Annotated in this window: 21 protein-coding genes; 11 read left to right on the plus strand and 10 right to left on the minus strand. The window is 67.9% G+C overall.

Going from position 1 to position 20,156, the window contains the following annotated elements; all coding sequences use genetic code 11:
- A complete protein-coding gene (locus tag ACH4TV_RS31590) occupies nucleotides 1–225 on the minus strand; it encodes a hypothetical protein (RefSeq protein WP_398404128.1) in 225 nt (74 codons plus the stop codon).
- Between the two features lie 474 nt (nucleotides 226–699).
- Here ACH4TV_RS31590 and ACH4TV_RS31595 point away from each other — a divergent pair, with 474 nt between their 5' ends.
- A complete protein-coding gene (locus tag ACH4TV_RS31595) occupies nucleotides 700–1,149 on the plus strand; it encodes a hypothetical protein (RefSeq protein WP_398404130.1) in 450 nt (149 codons plus the stop codon).
- On the opposite strand, the gene ACH4TV_RS31600 is transcribed toward ACH4TV_RS31595, so the two are convergent.
- Nucleotides 1,096–2,670: an ISL3 family transposase gene (locus ACH4TV_RS31600; RefSeq protein ID WP_398404132.1), complete on the minus strand. Its 1,575-nt coding sequence runs from the start codon at nucleotides 2,668–2,670 to the stop codon at nucleotides 1,096–1,098. The two genes, ACH4TV_RS31595 and ACH4TV_RS31600, sit on opposite strands and share 54 nt — an antisense overlap.
- 188 nt (nucleotides 2,671–2,858) lie before the next feature.
- Here ACH4TV_RS31600 and ACH4TV_RS31605 point away from each other — a divergent pair, with 188 nt between their 5' ends.
- Entirely contained in the window at nucleotides 2,859–3,218 is a 360-nt protein-coding gene (locus tag ACH4TV_RS31605; protein ID WP_398404134.1) for a PIN domain-containing protein, read from the plus strand.
- Between the two features lie 137 nt (nucleotides 3,219–3,355).
- Here ACH4TV_RS31605 and ACH4TV_RS31610 read toward each other — a convergent pair whose 3' ends face one another.
- Nucleotides 3,356–4,201, minus strand: coding sequence for a hypothetical protein (locus ACH4TV_RS31610; protein ID WP_398404136.1), 846 nt, complete (start codon nucleotides 4,199–4,201; stop codon nucleotides 3,356–3,358).
- A gap of 240 nt (nucleotides 4,202–4,441) precedes the next feature.
- Here ACH4TV_RS31610 and ACH4TV_RS31615 point away from each other — a divergent pair, with 240 nt between their 5' ends.
- Complete coding sequence (locus ACH4TV_RS31615) at nucleotides 4,442–4,972, plus strand: hypothetical protein (RefSeq protein ID WP_398404138.1); 531 nt, start codon at nucleotides 4,442–4,444, stop codon at nucleotides 4,970–4,972.
- A 110-nt stretch (nucleotides 4,973–5,082) separates the two neighbouring features.
- On the opposite strand, the gene ACH4TV_RS31620 is transcribed toward ACH4TV_RS31615, so the two are convergent.
- Nucleotides 5,083–5,358, minus strand: coding sequence for a hypothetical protein (locus ACH4TV_RS31620; protein ID WP_398404140.1), 276 nt, complete (start codon nucleotides 5,356–5,358; stop codon nucleotides 5,083–5,085).
- A gap of 199 nt (nucleotides 5,359–5,557) precedes the next feature.
- Here ACH4TV_RS31620 and ACH4TV_RS31625 point away from each other — a divergent pair, with 199 nt between their 5' ends.
- Complete coding sequence (locus ACH4TV_RS31625; RefSeq protein ID WP_398404142.1) at nucleotides 5,558–6,301, plus strand: hypothetical protein; 744 nt, start codon at nucleotides 5,558–5,560, stop codon at nucleotides 6,299–6,301.
- 719 nt (nucleotides 6,302–7,020) lie between these two features.
- Here ACH4TV_RS31625 and ACH4TV_RS31630 read toward each other — a convergent pair.
- Together ACH4TV_RS31630 and ACH4TV_RS31635 are read right to left on the minus strand one after the other, a co-directional pair.
- Nucleotides 7,021–7,683, minus strand: coding sequence for a hypothetical protein (locus tag ACH4TV_RS31630; RefSeq protein ID WP_398404144.1), 663 nt, complete (start codon nucleotides 7,681–7,683; stop codon nucleotides 7,021–7,023).
- A gap of 46 nt (nucleotides 7,684–7,729) precedes the next feature.
- Nucleotides 7,730–8,941: a hypothetical protein gene (locus tag ACH4TV_RS31635; protein WP_398404146.1), complete on the minus strand. Its 1,212-nt coding sequence runs from the start codon at nucleotides 8,939–8,941 to the stop codon at nucleotides 7,730–7,732.
- 238 nt (nucleotides 8,942–9,179) lie between these two features.
- Here ACH4TV_RS31635 and ACH4TV_RS31640 point away from each other — a divergent pair, with 238 nt between their 5' ends.
- Nucleotides 9,180–10,406: a hypothetical protein gene (locus tag ACH4TV_RS31640; RefSeq protein WP_398404148.1), complete on the plus strand. Its 1,227-nt coding sequence runs from the start codon at nucleotides 9,180–9,182 to the stop codon at nucleotides 10,404–10,406.
- A gap of 46 nt (nucleotides 10,407–10,452) precedes the next feature.
- On the opposite strand, the gene ACH4TV_RS31645 is transcribed toward ACH4TV_RS31640, so the two are convergent.
- The gene (locus tag ACH4TV_RS31645; protein ID WP_398404150.1) at nucleotides 10,453–11,439 is read right to left on the minus strand and encodes a PIN domain-containing protein; all 987 of its coding nucleotides are present in this window, start codon (nucleotides 11,437–11,439) and stop codon (nucleotides 10,453–10,455) included.
- Nucleotides 11,440–11,542: 103 nt separating this feature from the next.
- Here ACH4TV_RS31645 and ACH4TV_RS31650 point away from each other — a divergent pair, with 103 nt between their 5' ends.
- Entirely contained in the window at nucleotides 11,543–12,415 is an 873-nt protein-coding gene (locus ACH4TV_RS31650) for a PIN domain-containing protein (protein ID WP_398404152.1), read from the plus strand.
- Nucleotides 12,416–12,474: 59 nt separating this feature from the next.
- Here the strand turns inward: ACH4TV_RS31650 and ACH4TV_RS31655 are convergent, their stop codons facing one another.
- From ACH4TV_RS31655 to ACH4TV_RS31665, 3 genes are all read right to left on the minus strand, one after another.
- Nucleotides 12,475–12,762 (minus strand): hypothetical protein, encoded by a 288-nt coding sequence (locus tag ACH4TV_RS31655; protein WP_398404154.1) that lies wholly within the window; start codon nucleotides 12,760–12,762, stop codon nucleotides 12,475–12,477.
- 60 nt (nucleotides 12,763–12,822) lie between these two features.
- A complete protein-coding gene (locus tag ACH4TV_RS31660) occupies nucleotides 12,823–13,470 on the minus strand; it encodes a hypothetical protein (protein WP_398404156.1) in 648 nt (215 codons plus the stop codon).
- A 255-nt stretch (nucleotides 13,471–13,725) separates the two neighbouring features.
- Nucleotides 13,726–14,229: a flagellar motor protein MotB gene (locus ACH4TV_RS31665; protein ID WP_398404158.1), complete on the minus strand. Its 504-nt coding sequence runs from the start codon at nucleotides 14,227–14,229 to the stop codon at nucleotides 13,726–13,728.
- A gap of 1,405 nt (nucleotides 14,230–15,634) precedes the next feature.
- Here ACH4TV_RS31665 and ACH4TV_RS31670 point away from each other — a divergent pair.
- From ACH4TV_RS31670 to ACH4TV_RS31690, 5 genes are all read left to right on the plus strand, one after another.
- Nucleotides 15,635–15,958: a PhnE/PtxC family ABC transporter permease gene (locus tag ACH4TV_RS31670; protein ID WP_398404160.1), complete on the plus strand. Its 324-nt coding sequence runs from the start codon at nucleotides 15,635–15,637 to the stop codon at nucleotides 15,956–15,958.
- Nucleotides 15,903–16,379, plus strand: a complete 477-nt coding sequence (locus ACH4TV_RS31675) for an SRPBCC family protein (protein WP_398404573.1) — start codon at nucleotides 15,903–15,905, stop codon at nucleotides 16,377–16,379. Before ACH4TV_RS31670 ends, ACH4TV_RS31675 begins: the two co-directional genes overlap by 56 nt.
- 7 nt (nucleotides 16,380–16,386) lie before the next feature.
- The gene (locus tag ACH4TV_RS31680; RefSeq protein WP_398404575.1) at nucleotides 16,387–16,659 is read left to right on the plus strand and encodes a TfoX/Sxy family protein; all 273 of its coding nucleotides are present in this window, start codon (nucleotides 16,387–16,389) and stop codon (nucleotides 16,657–16,659) included.
- Nucleotides 16,660–17,064: 405 nt separating this feature from the next.
- The gene (locus ACH4TV_RS31685; RefSeq protein ID WP_398404162.1) at nucleotides 17,065–18,135 is read left to right on the plus strand and encodes a methyltransferase domain-containing protein; all 1,071 of its coding nucleotides are present in this window, start codon (nucleotides 17,065–17,067) and stop codon (nucleotides 18,133–18,135) included.
- Between the two features lie 551 nt (nucleotides 18,136–18,686).
- On the plus strand, nucleotides 18,687–19,514 hold the full coding sequence (locus tag ACH4TV_RS31690) for an alpha/beta fold hydrolase (protein ID WP_398404164.1): 828 nt from the start codon (nucleotides 18,687–18,689) through the stop codon (nucleotides 19,512–19,514).
- Nucleotides 19,515–20,156: the final 642 nt, after the last annotated feature.

A 20,156-nucleotide genomic window follows, 5' to 3' on the forward strand; every position in this document is an offset into this window, starting at 1 on the left:
TCAGCCGACGAGCGGGCTGACTTCGCCTGCGAGGCCCTTGCCGGCCGGGAGGCTGCCGGTGAAGACGGTCTTGCCGTCCTTGTCGAGGATCACGTAGACGCTCGGCTGGGTGGTCTCGAACTTCTTCCAGATGTCCCCGGCCTCGTCGGCCAGGTTCGGGAAGGTGCCGACCCCGGTGTCGGTGACGAAGTCCTTCATGGCCTGCGTCGTGTCGAGTCCGGCCACCCCGATCAGGAGGCCAGCGGGATTATGTCGGAAACGTGCCGTAGCCCGCGGCACGGCCGCGTACGGCGACGCGGGCTGACCTTCGTGCGGTGGGGCCCGGAAGCTCCGGGCCCCACCGGGTCTGCGGCTGGGGTCGAGTAGGAGCCGCGCAGAGAGCACGCGCAGCCCGACCCCAGGTCCCGGAAAAGTGTCCGCGCGGTGTGTGCCTCGCCGCTACTGTGAGCGGGTGCACAAGCGTCACGCCCCCGAAGACACCGGTGCCTTGACGGACGAGGAAGCCCGCCGGCCGCAGGACCCGTCTGCGGGCGCGCTCGGCGCGAGCGACGGCCCAGTGACAGGTTACCGGTGCGACACCGGCCCGCGCCGATAACCCGGGGCGGCGGCATGCGGCTGGTGCGAGGGGTGAGTATCGGTGAGGCATCCCGGCGGCTCGCCGAGGTGATAGCGGACCTACAAATACTCGGACGCTCTCCGATGTGTGTGGAGTACCTGGCCTGGGCGGACACCTGCGAGAACCGGCTGCGTGCGGTGTTCGCCGAGCCTGACATCGTCGCGCTGCTGCACACCCGGCGCTACTGGCACCTCTACCGCCACCACGAGGCCGAGGCCGACGATGTGTGGATCAACACCAACCTGCCGGTCCCCGACCCCGCGGGGCAGGAGGCCGCCGCGCAACTGGCTGCTCTGACCGCGCTCGCCCGCCAGGCCGAGCAGCTCGGCGCACTGGCCGAGTGGCCGGGCCGGGTGCTGGTGTATGACACCAACAGCCTGATGCACTACCAGCCCCCGGACGCGATCGACTGGGCCGCACGCGTGAAGGCGCAGGCTGTACGGCTCGTGGTCCCCCTCACGGGGAGCCGTCACGGTTGGTTACTGAAGCAGGATCAGCTTGCGGAGCAGTTCGAATTCGGCACGCCCGTATAGCTGCCTTTTGACTTTTTTGATGCGATTGACGGCACCCTCCGTGCCGCCGGAGCTCCAGGACAGGGTGAGGCCGGCGGTGACGGCGTCGAAGTCGCTGTTCATACTGCGGGCGTAGCCGGTCAGTCCGGGCAGGTCGTCCCGGACGACGGCGTCGATCCAGTCGGGGAGCAGGGCTCCGAGGCGGCAGGTGAGGATCTCGCCGAAGTCGCGGATGTGCTGGTGAGCGGCCTCCAGTTCGGGACATCGGGCCAGGATCGACTTGAGGTACTGATGTTCTTCTTCGCTGAGCGTGGTGGGGTGGCGGGTGAGCCAGCCGGTAACCCGGCGGACGCTGGGTGGTGCGGGCGCCGGGGTGCCGGCCTTGCGCCGGAAGGCCGCGAGGTAGTCACGGACGGAGGCGTATCCGTCGGGGTAGCCCTGTCCGGTGATCTCGCAGTGCAAGGCAAGGGCGTTCGTGCACCCTTCTGACCAGCGGCGTTGCAAGTAGGGTTTGTAGGGATCGAGCTTGCTCGGCCGCATCGGCATCCCGACGATCGTGTCCTGCCAGCGGGCGGCGTGCGCGTACCTCATCACCGTTTTCCGGCCCCACCCAAGATGCCGGGCGATCGCCCGGAGGCTGTGTCCCTGCGCGATCAGCTCGTGGACCTGGGCGTGAGCGGCCCGCTTGCGTACCGCTCGCGGGCCGGTCGGATCCGCCGCCACCGCAGGCTCGGTGCCGTCTGCCGGTATCGGGGCCGGGGCCGGTTCTTGCAGGCAGGAGCGGTGTGCGCCGACGGTCTTCTCCACGGCCCGACCGAGGCCCTGCCAGAGGTGGAAGCGGTCGGCGACCTGGACCGCTTCCGGGGCGCCGAGCCGGGAGCCCTCCGCGTAAGCCCCGGCCCTGTCTCGGCAGATGACCTCCACGCCCGGGTGCGCGGTGAGCCAGTCGGCCAGCGGTCCTGCCTCGCGGCCCGGGAGCACGTCGATGACCTGGTGCGTCTCACCATCGGTAATCACCGTCGCGTACCGGACACCGCGGCGGGTGGCGAAATCATCGACACCGAGGACCCGCGGGGTGTCGTAGAGCGGGTCAGGCATCGCCCGGACGCGGTTCAGCAGCCCCATCCGCCCCGCGGTCAGCCCCAGGGCAGTAGCCATCCGGGACCCGGCGCGGCCCGCCAAGGCGAGCGCGACTCGGTCCAGCAGCTCGCCGAGCCGGTCAGTGCACCGCGCGTACGGGCTGGTCAGCCCCGATATCTGCTCAGCGAATGTGCGCTGGGAGCAAGCCGGACCGGCGCACACGAACCGTCGCACGGACAGCAGGATCCGTACGGCGTGCCCGGCCAGCGGAAGATCCTGCAGCTGTCGCTCATAGCGGTCGTGCACCCGTGCCGACGCCCGGCCGCAGGACGGACATACGCCTTCACCACTCCGCCCGGCCAGCCGCACCATCAGTCCGCCTACGCCGTGCGCTGCGGCGGTGATCAACACCTCGACGCCCTCGAACAGCACGTCCTGCCAGGAGATCTCGTCGTGGTCCATGTCCTGGGCATCGACCCGGACGGTACGAAACAGCCCGCACCCACCAAACTTGATGGAGCGTCACATGTGGCGATTCGGACTGAGGCGCACCCCGGCGTGCAGTCTGGAATCGAACAGTCCTTTCACCGACCGTGACGGCTCCCCGTGATCGCTGCCAGAGCCCAACCGTCACCTACGAAGCCACCCTCGTGGTCATCGACGAACTCGACCGCAAACAGCACGAAGGCTCGGACAGGATGGCACAGCGCGCCCGGAGCGCCCTGCGAGCGCTGGACAAGTTTCTCGACGGCGCGCGCCCCGGCAGGGTGGCGCCGCTGCCCGGACGCGCAGGCGTGACCATCGAGATCCTGATGGATGAGCCCGGTCACCGACGCGAAGCCTCCGCCGACGACGAAGTCATCGAGCGCGGCGTGCTGCTGGCGCAGATCACCGGCGCCCCGGTCACCGTGGTCACCGCAGACACCGGGATGCGACTGCGAGCCACTGCTGCCGGGCTGGAGACACTGCGGCTCCCCGCAGAGAGCGGCAAAGACCAGCCGGCCGGGTAACCGAACCGAGATGATCAGTTCCGGTCGAACGGGAGGCGGGGGCTGAACCGGCGGTTCCCCCCCCCTTGGAGGTCGCCTACTGACTGGTGAGCTCGCATGTTGAGGTGTCGCGTATTCCGGACGGATGCGGGCCGCCGTCACTCTGCGTCAACCGCGGATGGGAGCTCACCAGTCCCGAGGCCGTAGTAGAAGGGCGAGGGCCCGTCGATCCCCGCCCGCTCCAGGAACAGCCCCTCGTAGTGCTGCAGCAGCTCCATGCCGAAGTCGACCTCCGGGGCCGTCCCGTCCTCCTTAAAACTGCCGAGAAGAAGCTGCGTCCAGCGCTGCTCGACAGCCGACCACACCACCAGGTGCGAGGGCGCGAAGAACACCCACATGGCGTCGATCTCGTCTGGCAGCGTCGGGACAGTCAAGGTGTGCGCGATCACCGGGTCGAGACATTCCACGTAGGGCCGGTCGAGAAAGTGGGACACGATGAACACCACCCGCGCCCTGTCGGGCGAGGACTTGTCCCGCAACTGCTTCGCGGCCTTGGCGATCATCGACTGGGCCGCCTCGACGACATCGTTCGCTGACAGGAACGTCGCCCAATGAGTGCCTGGCTCCTCACCTCGCTTCAGTGCCCGCGAGACCGCTGCGTCGTGCTCGCGGAAGTCACCAGGTATCGACTTCACCTCGAAGTCTGCGAACTCGACACCGTTGCGGCCGAGCAGCGACGACAGAGCGTCGCTGTCCGAGTCCGCCACGCGGTAGACGAGATCCACACCGCCGTGGACGTCTACGGCGACCGGCACGATGCCAAGATAGGCGGTCGTCAGCATCGCCGCGAGATGCTCGCCCGCGGCCAGCTTCAACTTCTTCAGGTCTTCCGCCGGTACGTGCGCCGACAGTGCTTCCGTCGCCCAGTCCATCACCTCGTAGGTGATGGCGTTGACGTGGGTGCCGATGGCTCCGTCGGGGCACTTGGCGCTGTCGTCGCTCATGGGCGCGAGTGTGGCAGCACCGTGACGCGGTCGCGACGGGTTTCGGTACTGGCGGACTCTCGTATTCAACTGCCGTCGGTCCCCCAGGAACCCAGCTGGCTGGTGACCTTGTGTGACCCCCGGGGGAGTATCGACTCCATGTCCCGCCTGGGGATTCGTGAAATCAGCTACAGATATCGCCATCACCTCGGCAGTAGGAACCACTGGCGGACCTGCAGCCTGGTGCGACATCGTTGCTGCGTGACCGATAGCGTTCTTCGTCCCGCGCCGAACGGCGCTGGCATACCCGAGCTGTTGAGCGCCTTGGACTCCTACCGGTTGGCGCGGCAAACCCTGCTGGGGGCCTTGGGGCTCGGCCAGTCGAACCGGGACCCCCTGGCCGAGTTCGCTGAGCACCTGGTCGCGGCCCTGTCGGGAGGCCGGCTCGCTGAATCCCGGGTCCAGGCGAACTACGACCTGATATCGGCCGACGGCGAGTATGTACAGGTCAAGTACCTCGCCAACCCTCTCTCCGACTGGCCGAACGAGCACACTGTGCGGACCATCCCCGGCATCGACTGGTACGCGCTAGTCGTCTACGAAGCGTTCACCGTGACGGGCGTACTGGCCTTCCCTCCTGACCTGACCGAGATCTGCGCAGCCCTGGGCAAGCGCCACACCGGCCAGTCGACCTCCCTGCAGTTCACCCGCCGGAACTGGTGGACGATCCGGGACAATGCAGACGCCTATCGGCATCTCGGCGTGCGCATTTGGGTTCCTCCCTTCCCGTAGGCGGGCCTCATCCGGTCCTGCTCGGCGAACCGTCGCCGATTCCTGGCTTTGGCGGAACGCGCGTACCTGAAAGCCGCCGATCTATCTCGCCGATCCGTGCTCGCGCCGACCTATCGGCTCTTCCAACTCGCCCGTGGGACGTTGCCGGCTGGCGAGGCGGGCTGCGCCCGTGCCTCGCCGCCCGCGACGAGCAGGGCAGGCAGGTGGTCATCGAGGCCCAGTTCGGCTAGGGCGCCCACAAGCATCGCGAAAATCGTCACCTGCGCGTACGTCGGCAACGCCGACATCGCCGTGTGGATGGTGGTCGGCACCGACCCGGTGTTCGATGTCGAGCAGCGGCGTTGGCGCAGCTCAACGAGGAGTTCGCCGGATGCTGGCAGTTCCACGCTGTCGCGGTCACGCTGGAATCGGAACGCCGACCGGTGCGGAGCCGGACGCAGACGCCATGGTGGCCGTCGTCCACTCGATCCGCTCCACCGTCATGGCAACCGAAGACGCGGCGAAGTCACGACTTCAACACAGCCTCTCTGTAACCTCACCACAAGGTGCATGATGTCCAGCACTTCACGACTCCTGGGGGGGACCATGCGCGCCCGAACGGTGGCTACCGCCGCGCTGCTCATAGCCAGCCTCACCGCATGCGGCAGCAGCAGTGACAGCAAGTCGGCCGCCGCACCCAGTGCAGCCGAACCTGCCGCCACCGAAACCGGCATCAGTAAAGAATGCGCGGACGCCGTCTTCGACCTGATGATCGACCAGGTGAATGGCGCCGACACCCCTGACTCCCGGCCCGAGGCTTGCGCCGACCTCACAGACGAGCAGTGGTCGCAAGCCGTTGACGAGGCAGGCGACAAGGTCCTTGAGGCAGGAGGAGCGACCGGCGGCAACGCCGACACTGAGGCGCCTACCGAAGCCGAGTTCAAGGTCGGGGAGGAGGCGCGCAATCGGGGCACCGTCGTCACGATGAAGAAGGTCCGGGAGGCCAACAGCATCACCTTCAACGGTGCCGCCAAACAGGCCGACCCGGACGCAAAGTACGTGATCCTCGAGACCGTCGTCCGCAACGAGACCAAGGCCAGCATGGACCTCACGTGCTCGCTGCCCATCATCAATGCGCTGATCGATGACCAGGGCCGACGTTTCGACACGATCGAGGACCTGGACTACGTCCCGGGGAACCCCGAGTGCAACGCGCAGTTGCAGCCCGGCTTCAAGGACGAGATGAAGTTCGTGTACCGCGTACCCAAGGACGCGAACATCGTGCTGTGGGAGTTCGAGGAGTACGACCTGGAGGCCGATCCGGCGCCGTCCCTCGTCGACCTCACCTGACCACCTGATCAGCACCACCCGCACAGCGCGGGAGCCTCAGAACGGCTGATCTGCGAGGCCAAGGTAGGTGGCGGGCAGCCGGTCGGGGTTGTGTGTGATGCTCGGCATAAAGCCGTGTCTCAATCCGCCCGGAAAAGCACATCTCGTGACTGGACGGCGGGGACACACGCCCGTGCCGTCACTCCGGGGAAAGCGACGCGACCTGCGGGGGACACAGCGTGTGCCGCGACTTGGGTCGGCGGGGCGCCCGTTGTGAGGTCATGGAGTTCGGGGTGCCTTGCGGTTCGTGGACGAATCCCGCTGTGTGGCCAGGGGCAGAGTAACGGCCGCAGAAACAACGGATATCGCTGACCTGGGATGATGTCGCTCGGAGTGCGGTGTCGTCCGGGAAGCACACCGGAAGTTCTCCGGCTTACTCCGTCGGCGGGCGGCCGGGTCCCGCTCGGCGACGTGCTGGGCAACCGCGTCGACGCCGGGCCAGGCGTACCTCTCCAGGGGTCGTACGGAGGCGTGGCGGGAGCGAGCCAGGAGCATCGGCGTTGAGGTGCCGTCTTCCGCGTCGTGCGTGAGTGCGCTGTGGCGGAGTCGGCCCCGGAATCCCAACTCGGACACCAGGGGACAACTGGCCGCCCAGTAGCTGGGCGACTCGGACATGCTGCCGGTACTTAAGCGAGCTGACCTGCGGATCGGCCCCAGAGGCCCAGGGGTCCCTGAGCCAACTACGTCAGGCTGGGTCCAGCCGAGGCAGGGAGCCTGGCGTCCCGCAGACCTTCTTGCGGGTACACCGCGTCGCCCAGCGTGGTCACCGAGTGGTCCTCGACCAGGACGTCATACATGCGCGGTTCAAGGTTGACCCGTTCGATCGTGCACGCCGTGCCGTACTGGTGACCGGCCAGGTCCCGGTAATCGAGGAGGAGTTGGGCGCGCTGAGCGAAGGATGCGTTCTCGAACACGAGGTCTGCTGCTTCACCGGGGGCGAGGGCCGCCCGCGACCAGTTGCGGGGGCTGATGCCGCCCGGCTGATCGGGTCGCTCCAGGTGCGCGCGCACGTACAGAGCGGGGCCGGTCCCTGCGTTGTGGATGCGTACAGTCAGGATCTGCTCGTTCGGGTTGTACGCCAGGGGCTTGATCCGCGGGGTGGTCGTGAATCCCTCCTCCTCGTACGGCTTGTGGCCGGCCGGCAGCAGGACCGGCCGCCACTGACTGCGCACGGTTGCCTCGCTGTCGCGTGCGAGATCGTGCGTTCGGCGGGCGAGCGCGAACGTGAAGACGGCGAGGAGTACGGTCCCCACAGCCAGGCCGAGTGTGCCGAGGGCGACGAGCATGTCCCAGCCGGATGCCCAGGGATTGGTCTCGGCCGCAGCGAGCAACGCACCACTCATCCGGACTCCACCTTCCAGTTCGTCGCTAACCGCGTCAGCGTCGCCGTCAGATCCTGTCTTCCCGGCCGGGGTTCTGCCGGAAACGGGCGTCGACGACGAACACCGCCCACCGGCTGTCCCTTCTGAACTTGAAGTCCGCGATGTTCCGGTCGGCGTTCACCATGGCGCCGAGCACAGTCCCGAGACCGGGGACCACCTGATTGACTGCTCCCAGAGCCATGCTGGCGACGGCCCGCAGCTTCGCCGGCCGGTGCATCCGCCGGAACCCCTCGCGCTGGTGGGCCTCGATGACCCTCTCGACTTCTGCGGCCAGCGTGGCGGCCGAGCCGTCCGGGGACGGGCGGCCCGCCAGAAACTGCCGCAGGTCCTTGACCCGCTGGTCCTTGCGGAGGTCGGCGATGTAGTCATCATAGGCGCCGCGCGGGGTGAGAGTGTCCGTGCTGCGCAGGTGGAGGATCTTCTCGATGGCCTCGATCTTGTGCGTCTCGAACTGCACGTCGTCGTCCGGGTCGTCCTCCGGAGGAGCCAGCAGGATCGCCGAGCCGGTGTTGACGATGCAGTCCATAGGGCCGAGATGGAGGGCATCAGTAACGGACCATTCGGCGATCTGGTCGAGATCTGCCAGTTCCCGGCTCTTGAGCAGGGTTTGTGCCGCTGTCGAAAGCTGGTCGCCGGGCGCCTGTGCGTGCTGTGCGATCGCGTCGTAGTCGATGCGGGGCCGCAGTGACGTGGCGTGTCCAGCGCGGTTCATGGCCGCCGTCAGGTGATCCCGCAGATACCGATGGCGTTGCGACTGCCCTCGGTACTGCGCGTGTCCCTGCCGATTCCGGGATGCCTCCCAGTCGGAGAACCTGCCGAGATCCCCGGCTATCGCCGCCTCCCGCAGGTGCGGTCGGCGCGTGTCGTCACTCCACTCCGCGAACTCGCGGCGCAGGTCCACCTGGCGCGCGCGGAACACCTCACGAGCGGTCTTCGACAGCTCGGCGTCGTCGGACACGAACCGGACAAAGTCCAGTTCCTGCATGTCCGCAGGGCACAGGTCGCGGCTGAGGAACCACAACTCGTCGTAGCACAGCATGAGCCCGACGGCGTTCTCCAGCACCGCGTTGGGGCGGTCGTGCCCGTACACCTGATGGGAGTTCGCCTCGTCGTAGAAGGCCGGGGCGAACCTACCGAGGAAGGCGCGCCGCTTCTCCGGCCGCCACGTCTGTGTCGGCAGTCGGCCGCCGTCTGGCTGCGGCCGGGCACTCTCACTCACTCTTGGCACCCTCCGGAGCAGCTCATAAGGTCTTGCTGGACAGAGCCTAATCGCCTTCGAGTTACTCAAGTGTGCCGTTACTGACGTTGTTGCCGTGATGTCGTCAAGGCGAGGCCAGTTTCGGCGAGACATCCGTCGATGAGGTTGCTGCGGCACTGGATCTGGCGGAGACCGTGCCGAAGCTCGCTCATGAGGTGGTCAGGGCCGGTTGTCGGTGGTGTCGTTCACACTGGGCGGCATGCGTCAGCACAGCGGGCCGTTCGACACAGAGAGCCTCCGTCAACTCCTTGCAGATCGCCTGGACAGGGCATTGAAGAAAATCAACGCCTGGAACGCGGATGAGCTGTTGGCCTCCCCCGAAGCCGACATCATCAAGTACTTGATCGACGAGTACGGAGCGGAAGCTCCCGTGATGCACCGCGACCAGAGGCAACGGCTCCCGTCAACCGAGCACGTCGTCCCCGTTGACGACCTCATGGGGCGCAGGGATGTCCGGCAGACCGAGATCACCATCGTGGTCCCCTGCGAGGGCGACATGGACCTGATGAGGTACCGCCCGGGCTCATACACGTCGCTGCTGAGCGGACAGTCTGCGCGGATTGTGGGCTCGGAGATCCATGTGACCTGGCGTGGTGACACCGCGGACCCGGCCGTAGTGCTGCAAAAGATCAACGGGGAGCTCGATGTCATCGAGAGGAATCTTGGCCATGCTCGCTCCGAGATCGCGAGCCACAACGAGCTCCTGAAGCAGACGGTGCCCGCTCGGGTTTCTCGTAGGAAGAGCCAGCTCCTTGCCGACCGAGAACTCGAAGCCGCTCTCGGGATCCCCGTCAGACAGAAAGACGGACCTCCGGCTTTCTCCGTTCCCGTCAGCCGTCGCCAAGTGGTGCCCCGACGCCAGCCAGGAGTCGCAGAACCGTTCAGGCCCGAGTGGGAACTCCTGGACAAAGACTACGAAGAGGCTATTCGGGTCATCACGCACTCACGCAACGCGCTGGAACGGACCCCCGGAACTATCGCCAAACTCGGCGAGGAAGACATCCGCAACCTGCTCTTGGTCAGCTTGAACAGCACTTTCATGGGAGCAAGCGGAGGTGAGCTGTTCAACGGCGACGGCAGGACCGACATCCTGATCCGCATGGAAGACCGTAATGTCTTCATCGGGGAGTGCAAGATCTGGGACGGCCCTCAAGTCGTCGGAGACGCCCTCACCCAGCTCCTGAAGTACCACGTCTGGCGGGACTCGAAGGGGGCCCTTCTGCTCTTCATCCGACGGGGAGACGCGACAAACGCGACCCAGAAGGCAATCCAGAGGATTGAAGAACACCCGAACTGCAAGCGGACGCTCGATGCCCGCCCCTCAGAGGGGCGCTACGACTTCGTGATTCGAGCCAACGACGATCTCGAACGAGAAATCCACCTTGCGCTTCTTCCCTTCGTTCTGCCGATCAAGCAGGGCCGATAGGCAGAGGATCCGCGTCCGGTCACCACGGGCCTCGTACCCGCCGTGCCTAGCCCCAAGGCGCTGCCGTGATCTGCGCGTTGGTCCTGCCGATCTGCCATCTGCCGGGCCCTGTCTGGTGGAAGGCGGGGAAGCGGTGCAGGAGCCGTCCCAGTCCGTCCATCTGCCGGCGGTGCGGCTGGTGCACCGAGGCGGGAAGGGCGGCGAGGATGTCGGTGCGGGTCATCGGCTCGGGCGCACGGGCCAGCAGCCGGGCGACCCGGGAGAGCACGTCCTCTCCGGCGGTTCCGCGTTCCGCCTGCGTCCAGTCGCGCCCGTGCACCTCGTGCTGAACGAACGGTTCGCCCAGGATCTTGAGGGCCTCCGTGCCGAGCCGGGCGAGCGTCGCGCGACTGTCGCTGGTGAACCGGGTGCGGTTGCGGTACGCGTAGGCGCCGGCGGCGGCCACCACCACTCCGGCGGCCAGCGGGTGGGCGCGCGCCAGCCGTGCGGCCCCGGCCAGGGTGTATCCGGTACCCAGGATCGCGCTGGTGCTGCCCTGCATGTCCGTCTCCGCCTTGCCGATCCGCCCCAGCACGCTTCGTACCGCTTCCCAGTTCGGGACGGCGACGCCGTGGCGGATCAGGTCGGGGTCGGCGGCGAACAGCACCACGGGAGCGAGCACGTCGGAGAGTTGGAGGATGCCGACGTCGCTGAGGTCCTCCTGGGCGAGCTTGTCTGCGGCCGCTGTCATGGGCAGTCCCGTTACGGAGACGACGTGCAGCAGCGGCACGTACTGCTGCCACCACAGCCGCTCCGCTCTGACGAGATCGAAGGTGCCGCCCTCGCGTTTGCGGTCGGCCAGCACCCGGGGGACCTCCGCCCACACGTAGTGCGGGATGAAGCCGCGCAGCGTCCCGTGCTGCATTCCGGCGAGGATCGAGGACGGCCGGCCCCGCTTCAGCGCCGCGGTGATGTCCTGGGTGAGCGCCGAGGTGTCGAAGACTCCGAGCCGGAAGCCTCCGGTCAACGGGCGGGGGTAGGTGCTGCTGTACATGACGGGAGCGTAGGCCCCCGCCAGGGCCTTGGTGCACGGGTTTTCCCCGGCGACGAAACTTGGCGGGACCGACGATGTCAGTGGGGTGGGCCATCATCGGTGGATGCCGTCGAAGAAGCCCCTTCCGCCCACGTACAAAGAGCGCCTGCTGACGCAGGTGGACGCGATCGAGAGCGACTACGTCGCCGTCCTGGAAGCGTCCGGTACCCAGTACGTGGACTCGGGAATCGTGACCGCAACGGACTGGGAGTGGGCGCCGAGCGGCCCGGAGCTGGAGATGCAGCGGATGGACCTGCTGCGCCGGCTGCGGGACTGGAAACCGCGTTTCCTCCTGCTGTTCCCGCACCCGACGCCCGAGACGGCGGAAAAGCTCAAGGACAGCCTGGAACTCCTGGAGCGCTGGCTTCTCCGCGAACGTACGTGGGAGGACTACTCCATCCCGCAGCACATCCCCCAGGCCGTGCAACTCGCACGGGCATCGGTCCGACAGCTGCACGGTCTGACCGGCCTGCTCCTGACGGATCCATGGCCGGTGCGCCTGACCGTCGATACCAACGCCCTGATCGACAACCCCGATCTCGCCGTCTACACCGCCCAGATCGGTCCGCGCTACATGGCGCACCTGCTGCCGGTCGTGCTGCGCGAGCTGGACGACAAGAAGCGCGCAGGCCGGACCGACGTCCTGCGCGACGCGGCCAAGAAGGCCGACCGGCGCCTGAAGGGACTGCGCAACAACGGCGACGTCACCCTCGGCGTCCGGGTCGCCGGCGACGTCCACGCCGTCTTCGAGTACATCGAACCCAAGTCCGACGCGCTGCCCGACTGGCTCGACCTGGGCGTCCCGGACGACCGGTTCATCGCCTCGACCCTGCTCCTGCAGTCCCGGCACCCCGGCTCCGCCTGGTACGTCGCCACCAGCGACATCAACCTCCAGACCAAACTGCACGCCGTCGCCCTGCCGTTCATCGAACCCTGATCCCCAGGGGCAGCAGACCGCCCAGGAGGATGTAAGGCTGTGGTCACGCGAGCGGGCCGTCAGCGGACCGAGATGTACAGCTGGTCGTCCTCCGTCAGACGCCCGGTGACTCCGAGGGACGCCCACATGGCGACGATGTGCCGGCCACAGTCCTGGATAGCCCGGTCCACGGCCGCGAAGTCAGCCAGCGGCAGCAGGGTGGGCGTCGTATCCAGCACCTCACGGATCGGCGTCCACACAGGGCCCAGAAGCCGCCGGACTGCAGGATGGTCCGCGTACCCGGTGAGCAGCGGCGCGTTCCCGCCAGCCTCCTCCACGGCGTCGGCGTGCGCAATGAGCTTGAGCATCGCGCCAGTACCGAAGAGCAAGCCTTCGTACATCTCGTCCAGGCCGCCCTGGTGTGTCTGTTAGGCGTAGACCAGGTCGGCCCAGCCGGGATGCACGTCATCGAGCAGGCCCGCGAAGGCGTCGCGGCAGCCCTCGCCCAGGAGATCGGCAAGGGTGAACCGCCGGGACTCACCGCCGCTGCTCGGCGTCACGGTGATGCACTGGCCCATGAGCGCGTTGGAGAACAGGTCGCACCGGAACTCGTCGGCGGCCTCGTACGCCCAGATTGCCGCCACCTCCTCCGGCGTCTTGGGACGCGTCGTCTTGGGCGGCCGGGTGTCGGCTGCTGCACGAAGCCGGCCGATGAGGGCGTGTCCGTACTCGTGCACGACCAGGTGAAGGAGTTCCGCCTGCTCCAACTCCTCTTCGCCCGCCGCGTCGCCAGTGTCGAGAACGATGACCGTCTTGCTGAAGTCACGGGCCAGACTGATCGTCTTGCCCTTCACGATGCCGCCGGACCGCTCCGGGGTGAAGTCCCTCTCGATCTCGCTGCGTGCGCGGATCGACGCCGTGATATCGCCGGTGAGCACCACCGTCAGCTCCGACTCCGGAGCGTCGAGCTCGTCGGCGACCACGCTGATCATGGAGTGCACGCTCTCGATGAATCCGGCCAGGCCCGGGCGGGCACCGTGCTCTTCGATCACGGTCAGGGCGTAGGTCGTGCTCACGGGGGCCTCTCGTTCGCAGGGCAGATGCCGCCCATCATCGGCCCCGGCACTGACACCGACTCCGCACGGCCTGTGAGAGCTGTGAGGCTCGGAAGCCGTTTCCTACCGTCTGACTGAGTCTGCCCGAGGCTGTCCTGGCTGGTGTCCCGGGGCAGCGGCGCCACAACCGGCGGGTGTAGGTGCCCGGCGGATAATCGATCAGCAGCCCAAACTCGGTGGCGGTGTGATCAGGCATGACGTCGGTTTCCCGAGAATCTATCCGCGGTTCGAGTCATAGCCCCACCGAGCCCGGCCGTCTTTGCCCATGAAGCATTTGGCGGGCCGTCCGTCTTCAGCGGTGCCGAGAGCGCCGACGGGGGAGCAGGCGTATCCGAACTGGACACCCGTCTGGCCGCCAGAGCTGCTCCCGCCGCTTGTCCCGCTACCGCCGGAGTCGTCGCCGCTGTCTGCGGCGGCCTGTGCAGTAGCGGTCACCTTCACCTTCACCGTCTTCGTCGCAGTGACCGTGGGCGCGGGCTTCGCCGTCGCCGTCGCCGTCGCCGTCGCCGTCGCGGTCACAGTGACGGTCGGGCCAGGGCTGGCCACCGAGGGTTTCGCGCCGTCGGCCGTGCCGCCGTCACCGCTGGCTCCGGCGCCGATGCCGATGCCGAGGAAGAACGCGAAGCCGAGCGTGGGCAGGACGTACCTCTTGCGCGCCCATCTCGCGGCCAGGCGCGGTGGCTGCTGCGGTCTGGGCGGCCACATGTACGGGTTAGTCATCTCGTCCCCCTGCAGGCGGTTCTGGAGGGGGACGACGGTACTGCCGGGGGGATGATGCGTCCGCTATCTGCGGGAGTGGTGACCATCCCGTGATGGCCCGTCGCGCTCGTCCGCTACTTGGGGCTTCGCCCGTAGGCGCAGCAGCTCAACAAGCAACGTCACTACCGGGCAGGACCAGTCCTTGGCATGTCAGCAACAGGCATGGGTGCTGACTTAGCAGACAATTCGGCCGAACTTCGTCACCAGCCGGTTGATCTGCTCCTGAGTCCGCGGCGGATAGTTCCGACAGGTCGCTTCGGTGCCATCTGCCGCTACCCAGCTTCCGGCGACTCCCCCGTGATGGCTGCATGCGCCCCGCTCCCCAACCGACAGGGACACCCAGCCGTCAGCGCACACCGCGCCCTGGTACGTCCACTCGACCGGCGCCACGGAGGGCTCTCCCGGCGCAGCCGGGGCTGGTGCCGGCCGTTTCGCCTCGTCGGGGTCCTCCCAGAGGAGTCCCACGACCATCAGACCCACGAACACGGGCACGAACATGACGGCACAGAACAACTGGAATGCACCCACGGCCACAGCGCAGGCCCTTGTCACGCGATCCCACGCCGAGCGCACCTTTGATCCCCCTACCCCCACCGCGTCCCCACACGGCGTCGCGGCATCTTACTGGCCCATACAGGCCGCGTGCTCCGCCAGACCGAGAAGACCCCGATCTGGAAGTCCTGACCGCTTCCGTGCGCCGTGAGTCAGGGACGGGAACACGAGGCCAGCAAGGAAAGTGGCCGGAGGCACGCCACCGTCGGGTGGCGGGCTTCATCGTGGCCGGGTGCAACGGTCGGTCACGGTGCACGTGCAGAGCCTTCTGGTCGTGCCCGATCAGGAACCAGCCGGTGGCGACGGGCTCCCCGCAGCCGCAGTCGTCCATGTTCGGGTCCCAGCCGACGTGATCGCGGCCCAGCTGGTCCTCCTTCGGGTTGACGTGTTCGATAGTCCCCAGGGCAAGGGGCCCCGGGTATCCATCTATGGGGAGTAACCCGTGATCCACATCACGCTCGGGCCGAAGCGCGCTCGGTGAACGGGCCGAACGGGAGCAGTACGCCCTGCTCTCCACCGAGAGGGAGGTGCGCAACCGCTCCTCGGCATGCCGGATCCAAACCACCCCTTCCGGCCCAGCGACGACCGCATCGTCGATCTCACCCTGCACCGCAACGTCGACGCCGCACTGGGCCACGATGTTGGCCGCCGCGGGTCAGCGCGATGCGCTCGCCGAGACCGAGCCGCCGTCACCAAGACGCCACCGAGACTGCGGCCCAGACCGAGCCCGCGCCGGGAAACTGGTCGGCGAGTTCGGCGTGGGTGTAGCGGACGATCGGGAGGCCGCTGCTGCGGTCGGTCCCCCCAACCAACCGTGTGGGCCGTCGTCGCGCTCCTGGGCCTCTTCCACGGAGTACTGCCCGGAGCCGTGGCGCTGGAGCTCTACAGCGGCGGCATCCTCGGCCGCCTGGTCGCCGAAGCCTGGGAGACCATGGACCTGGCACCCCGGGAGTCCCTGCGCAACGCCGGCGTAACCCGAGCAATCTCGGCCGTCGTGTCCATGGGACCGCCGTCCGCGAACCACCTGATCACCTACACGCTCTACCGGTTCGAGATCTGCGTACGACGTATCCGTGGAGCGAATGATTCCGCTCCCGCCGGAGCTGGTGGCCGGGTATGCCATGGACTGGCGCCATGACGCCGAGTGGACCCAGGGCATCCGCACCGCGAAGCTGACCCGGGAAGCGGATCAAGGCGGATTCGGCGTGGGCGCCGAGGTCACCCGGACAGCGCATTTCCTCGGCCGACGCATCGACTACGTCCTGCGCGTGGCCGCGTACGAGCCGCCCCGCCTGCTGGACATGATCTCCGCGGCCGGCCCGATGCCCATGCACGTCACTTACACCTTCGAGCCGGACCCGCACGGCACCCTCGCCCGCATTCATGTCCGGGGCGGCGGAGGAGGCTTCTACCGGCTGACCGCGCCTCTCCTGGCCCGCCAGGTCCGCTCCTCCATCGGCAAGGACCTGCGCGACCTCGAACACCGGCTCACCAGAGAGCAGGAGCAACCTTCATGCCGTACGACGAAGGGCACGGATCAGACAACGGCTGGACGCTGATCCCGACATCAGGGAGAAGCACATGTTCGGGGGGATTGCCTTCCTGCACCGCGGCAACATGGCCGTGAGCGTGAGCGGCGACGATCTCATGGTGCGGGTCGGCCCCGACAACACCGACGCGGCCCTGGCCCGGCCCGGCACACGTCTCTTCGACATGACCGGCCGGCCGATGCGCGGCTGGATCCTCGTCGCCGGGCCCACTCTCACGGAAGATGACGTCCTCGGCACGTGGATCGACGAAGGACGCGCCTTCGCCGAGAGCCTGCCACCCAAGCAGTGAGCGCGGAGGTCCGCTCCGTCACTGGGTGCACCACGCCGACGGTTCGTCAGCCTCAGACAGACCGGGGCCGGCCGTCGGCGCCCACGCCCGTGCTTCAGCCACCGTCGGTGACGGCCCGTCCGGCGTGAGGCGAGCGGCTGAGCGACCGCCGCGCCCTGGAGGCCATCGCCTTCGAGTTCGGTGTCGGGGATGCCGCGCTTCACCCTCTCGCACGCACGCCTGCAGGCCATTCGGGATCAGGATGTCGGGCCGTCGGTCCCTCGGCGCGTCCGGTACGCGGATCGGGTGAGGCGATCCGGCCCGAGCGACTCTGCCCGTCGTGGCGGCCGACCCGAGGGGGCAGCCCGGTGCTTTGCTTTCCGGGCCGGTCGCGCCCCGCGATCGGGCTCGGTCAGGAGGCACACCGTGGCGGCGCAGGGTGAATTGGACGAAGCGAAGGTCGAAGCCTTCATGGAGAAGGCGCTCGGGGACATCAGCGGGACGATGGCTGTCGGTCTGTGCCACCTGGGCGACCGGCTGGGTCTGTTCAAGGACCTAGCGGCCAACGGCCCCGCCGGCAGCCAGGAGCTCGCGGACCGACTGGACCTGAACGAGCGATACGTTCGCGAGTGGCTGCGCGGTCTCACCGCGGCAGGCTATCTGGAGGAACGTGAGGCCGGGCGCTTCGCCCTTCCCGCCGAGCACGCCCCCGCTCTGGCCGACGAGACAGGGTCCATGTTCCTCGGCGGCGTGTACCAGATGATGCCCGCAGCCTGGGCGCCGTACGAACGACTGGTCGAGGCATTCCGGAGTGGGGGCGGAGTACGGCAGGGCGACTACCCGGACAGCCTGTGGGACGGCATGAGCCGTTTCACCGGCAGCTGGTTCGAGAGCGTGATGGTCGACGACTGGCTGAGCACCTTCCCTCACGTCGTCGAAGGGCTGGAGCGCGGCATCGACGTCGCGGACGTGGGATGCGGCGCGGGCCGCGCTCTGATCGTGCTCGCCAAGAGGTTTCCCCGCTCCCGTTTCACGGGGTTCGACAACTTCCCGGGCCAGGTGGAACGTGCCCGGGCGAACGCGGAGACGGCTGGTGTCGCCGACCGGGCGACCTTCGAGACGGTCGATGCCGCCCAGGGGCTTCCCGGGCGCTACGACCTCATCACCACGTTCGACGTCCTCCACGACTCGGCGGAACCGAAGCGGCTGCTTGCCGCCATCAGGGCCGCGGTCAAGGACGACGGCGACTATCTGATGCTGGAGGTCAACTGCGAGGACCGGCCCGAGGACAACGTGGGCCCCGTTGCCTCGATGTTCTACGGGTTCAGCGTGTTCTACTGCATGACCACGTCCCTCGCGAACGGCGGAGCCGCCCTCGGAACGTGCGGTATGCCCGAGACGGTCGTACGCGCTCTGTGCACCGAGGCGGGCTTCAGCGACGTGGCCCGGTCCACGGCGGACGACCCGTTCAACGTCCTCTACGACATCAAGCCGTAGAGCGGATGCGAGCCTCGCGGCGGTACGGGCAGGCACGTCCGCAGCCGTGTCTCGGGTGACCGAACTGGCTTGGCCGTGGCCGCCATGCCGTATAAGCAGGGTGTCCTGCGGCAGCGAGGCCCAGATCCGCACCGCCGCACCCTCACCACGCGGGCGAGCACTCCGAAGCTCCCACCGCAAGGCCCCGGTGCTGTCGACGATCACCACCGTCCATTTCCGCGTCCAGGGCGGTGAGGGCGGCTTCTGCCGGCTGACGGCGCCTTGGCCTGCCCTCCAGGTCCGCACGTCGATCGGCGTCGCTTCGGCTCAACGCGACGGCCATGGACCCGAGCCGACCATCCTGCGGATCCGCAGCTCCCCGGTCTCGTGGATTCCGGCCAGGAGACCTTTCCCCAGATGCATCGATCAGCACTCGTCTTGCACCAGAGTCGCCGATGGGCCGGACGCATGATGTTCGGTCCACGAAGGCACTGGCAGGTCGTACGCGCGGGGCTTGCGGTGGCTGAATGGCTCCAGGGCGGACACCATCTTTCCGATGAGGAGACCGTGACATGCCACGGATCGAGGCCAACGACGTCCAGCTCTACTACGAGGAGGGGGACGGGGACGGCGATCCGCTGGTCCTGGTGCACGGCTCCTGGGGCGACCACAACAACTGGGCCCCGGTCCTGCCCGCCCTCACCGAGCGATTCCGGGTACTGGTCTACGACCGCCGGGGCCACAGCCGGAGCGAGCGTCCGCCGGGGCAGGGGTCGCGGTTCGAGGACGAGGAGGATCTGGCGGCACTGATGGAGACTCTGGGGTTCGCCCCGGCGTACGTCGCGGGCAACTCCTTCGGCGCCTCGACCGTGCTCAGCCTGGCCTCCCGGCGTCCCGAACTCCTCCGGGGCCTTGTCGCCCACGAACCCCCACTCATGGGTGTGATGGCCGACGACACCCGGCTGCTGCCGCTGATGGCGGCCGCCGGGGAGCGGATCGAAGGCGTCCTCGCCCACCTCCGGGCCGGCGAAACCCTCGCGGGGGCACGCCAGTTCGTGGAGGAGGTCGCGCTCGGCCCCGGAGCCTGGGACCAGTTGCCGGACCAGTTCCGCCAGACCTTCCTCACCAACGCCCCCACATTCCTCGACGAGCAGGCCGACCCGGACTGGGCGAACCTCGACCTCGGCCGCCTCCCCGGCTACACCGGGCCCGCCCTGCTGACCAAGGGCACGGAGAGCCCGCCATGGTTCTCCGAGATCATCGCCAGACTCTCCGGAGCACTGCCCCAGGCCCGCACACACACCTTCGAGGGAGCCGGGCACATCCCCCACGTCACCCACCCCGACGACTACGCACGCCTCGTGACCGACTTCATCGAGGAACACCGCCAACCGTCATAGCCGACAAGGCCACCGGGGCGCCCGCTCGGCGGAGTTGGAGTCAGCCACCGCCCATTGCACGGCCCGTTCCCCAAGCTCTGGTGCGCCAGGCGTAAACGCATCGCCCGCAGCGGCCGGCGTGCCATCGGCACCGTGGAACCCCTGGACGGGTGTTCACGAGTAGATCTGAGCAGCGACATCTCAAGCCATCAGAGATCGCTTCCCATCCACCATCTGATCGTTTCCCAGCACTTGGGCCGGTGGCCCGGGTTGATGTCAGAAGGCTTCCGCTTTCCGAACGTGATCGTGTGGTTCGAGGTTGGTGGGCGTGAACTCCGCCTGTGGGTGGGAGAGATGGGGCGGTTCGTCTGCTCATCTTGTCCGTGGAGGTGGCTGTGCCGTCGGTGCTCGAAATGCTGGAGGCCCGGGAGAAGAAGTCTTCATGCGCCGACGCCGCAGCGATCACCCGATCTAGCACCCAGTTTGACTGACCACACCCATCGACCGGTATGCGGAAGCCTTCTCAGAGACAGGAGCGGCAGCGGGGTGGGGGGGGCCCCCCCGGGGGCACCCCCCCCCCCCCCCCGGGGGCCCACCCCCCCCCAGGGCCCCCGACCCCCCCAAGCCCCCGCCGGGGGCGCCCGCGGCCGGGGGGGGGGGGGA

It is taken from the genome of Streptomyces sp. NPDC020898 (assembly GCF_044333925.1).
GTDB lineage: Bacteria > Actinomycetota > Actinomycetes > Streptomycetales > Streptomycetaceae > Streptomyces.

Coding starts and splice junctions, on each gene's coding strand:
- ACH4TV_RS31600 (WP_398404132.1), bottom strand. CDS start 2,670: ATGGACCACGACGAGATCTCCTGGCAGGACGTGCTGTTCGAGGGCGTC.
- ACH4TV_RS31640 (WP_398404148.1), top strand. CDS start 9,180: ATGCGTCAGCACAGCGGGCCGTTCGACACAGAGAGCCTCCGTCAACTC.
- ACH4TV_RS31655 (WP_398404154.1), bottom strand. CDS start 12,762: ATGCTCAAGCTCATTGCGCACGCCGACGCCGTGGAGGAGGCTGGCGGG.
- ACH4TV_RS31630 (WP_398404144.1), bottom strand. CDS start 7,683: ATGAGTGGTGCGTTGCTCGCTGCGGCCGAGACCAATCCCTGGGCATCC.
- ACH4TV_RS31645 (WP_398404150.1), bottom strand. CDS start 11,439: ATGTACAGCAGCACCTACCCCCGCCCGTTGACCGGAGGCTTCCGGCTC.
- ACH4TV_RS31610 (WP_398404136.1), bottom strand. CDS start 4,201: ATGAGCGACGACAGCGCCAAGTGCCCCGACGGAGCCATCGGCACCCAC.
- ACH4TV_RS31650 (WP_398404152.1), top strand. CDS start 11,543: ATGCCGTCGAAGAAGCCCCTTCCGCCCACGTACAAAGAGCGCCTGCTG.
- ACH4TV_RS31690 (WP_398404164.1), top strand. CDS start 18,687: ATGCCACGGATCGAGGCCAACGACGTCCAGCTCTACTACGAGGAGGGG.
- ACH4TV_RS31625 (WP_398404142.1), top strand. CDS start 5,558: ATGCGCGCCCGAACGGTGGCTACCGCCGCGCTGCTCATAGCCAGCCTC.
- ACH4TV_RS31675 (WP_398404573.1), top strand. CDS start 15,903: ATGATTCCGCTCCCGCCGGAGCTGGTGGCCGGGTATGCCATGGACTGG.
- ACH4TV_RS31595 (WP_398404130.1), top strand. CDS start 700: ATGTGTGTGGAGTACCTGGCCTGGGCGGACACCTGCGAGAACCGGCTG.
- ACH4TV_RS31665 (WP_398404158.1), bottom strand. CDS start 14,229: ATGACTAACCCGTACATGTGGCCGCCCAGACCGCAGCAGCCACCGCGC.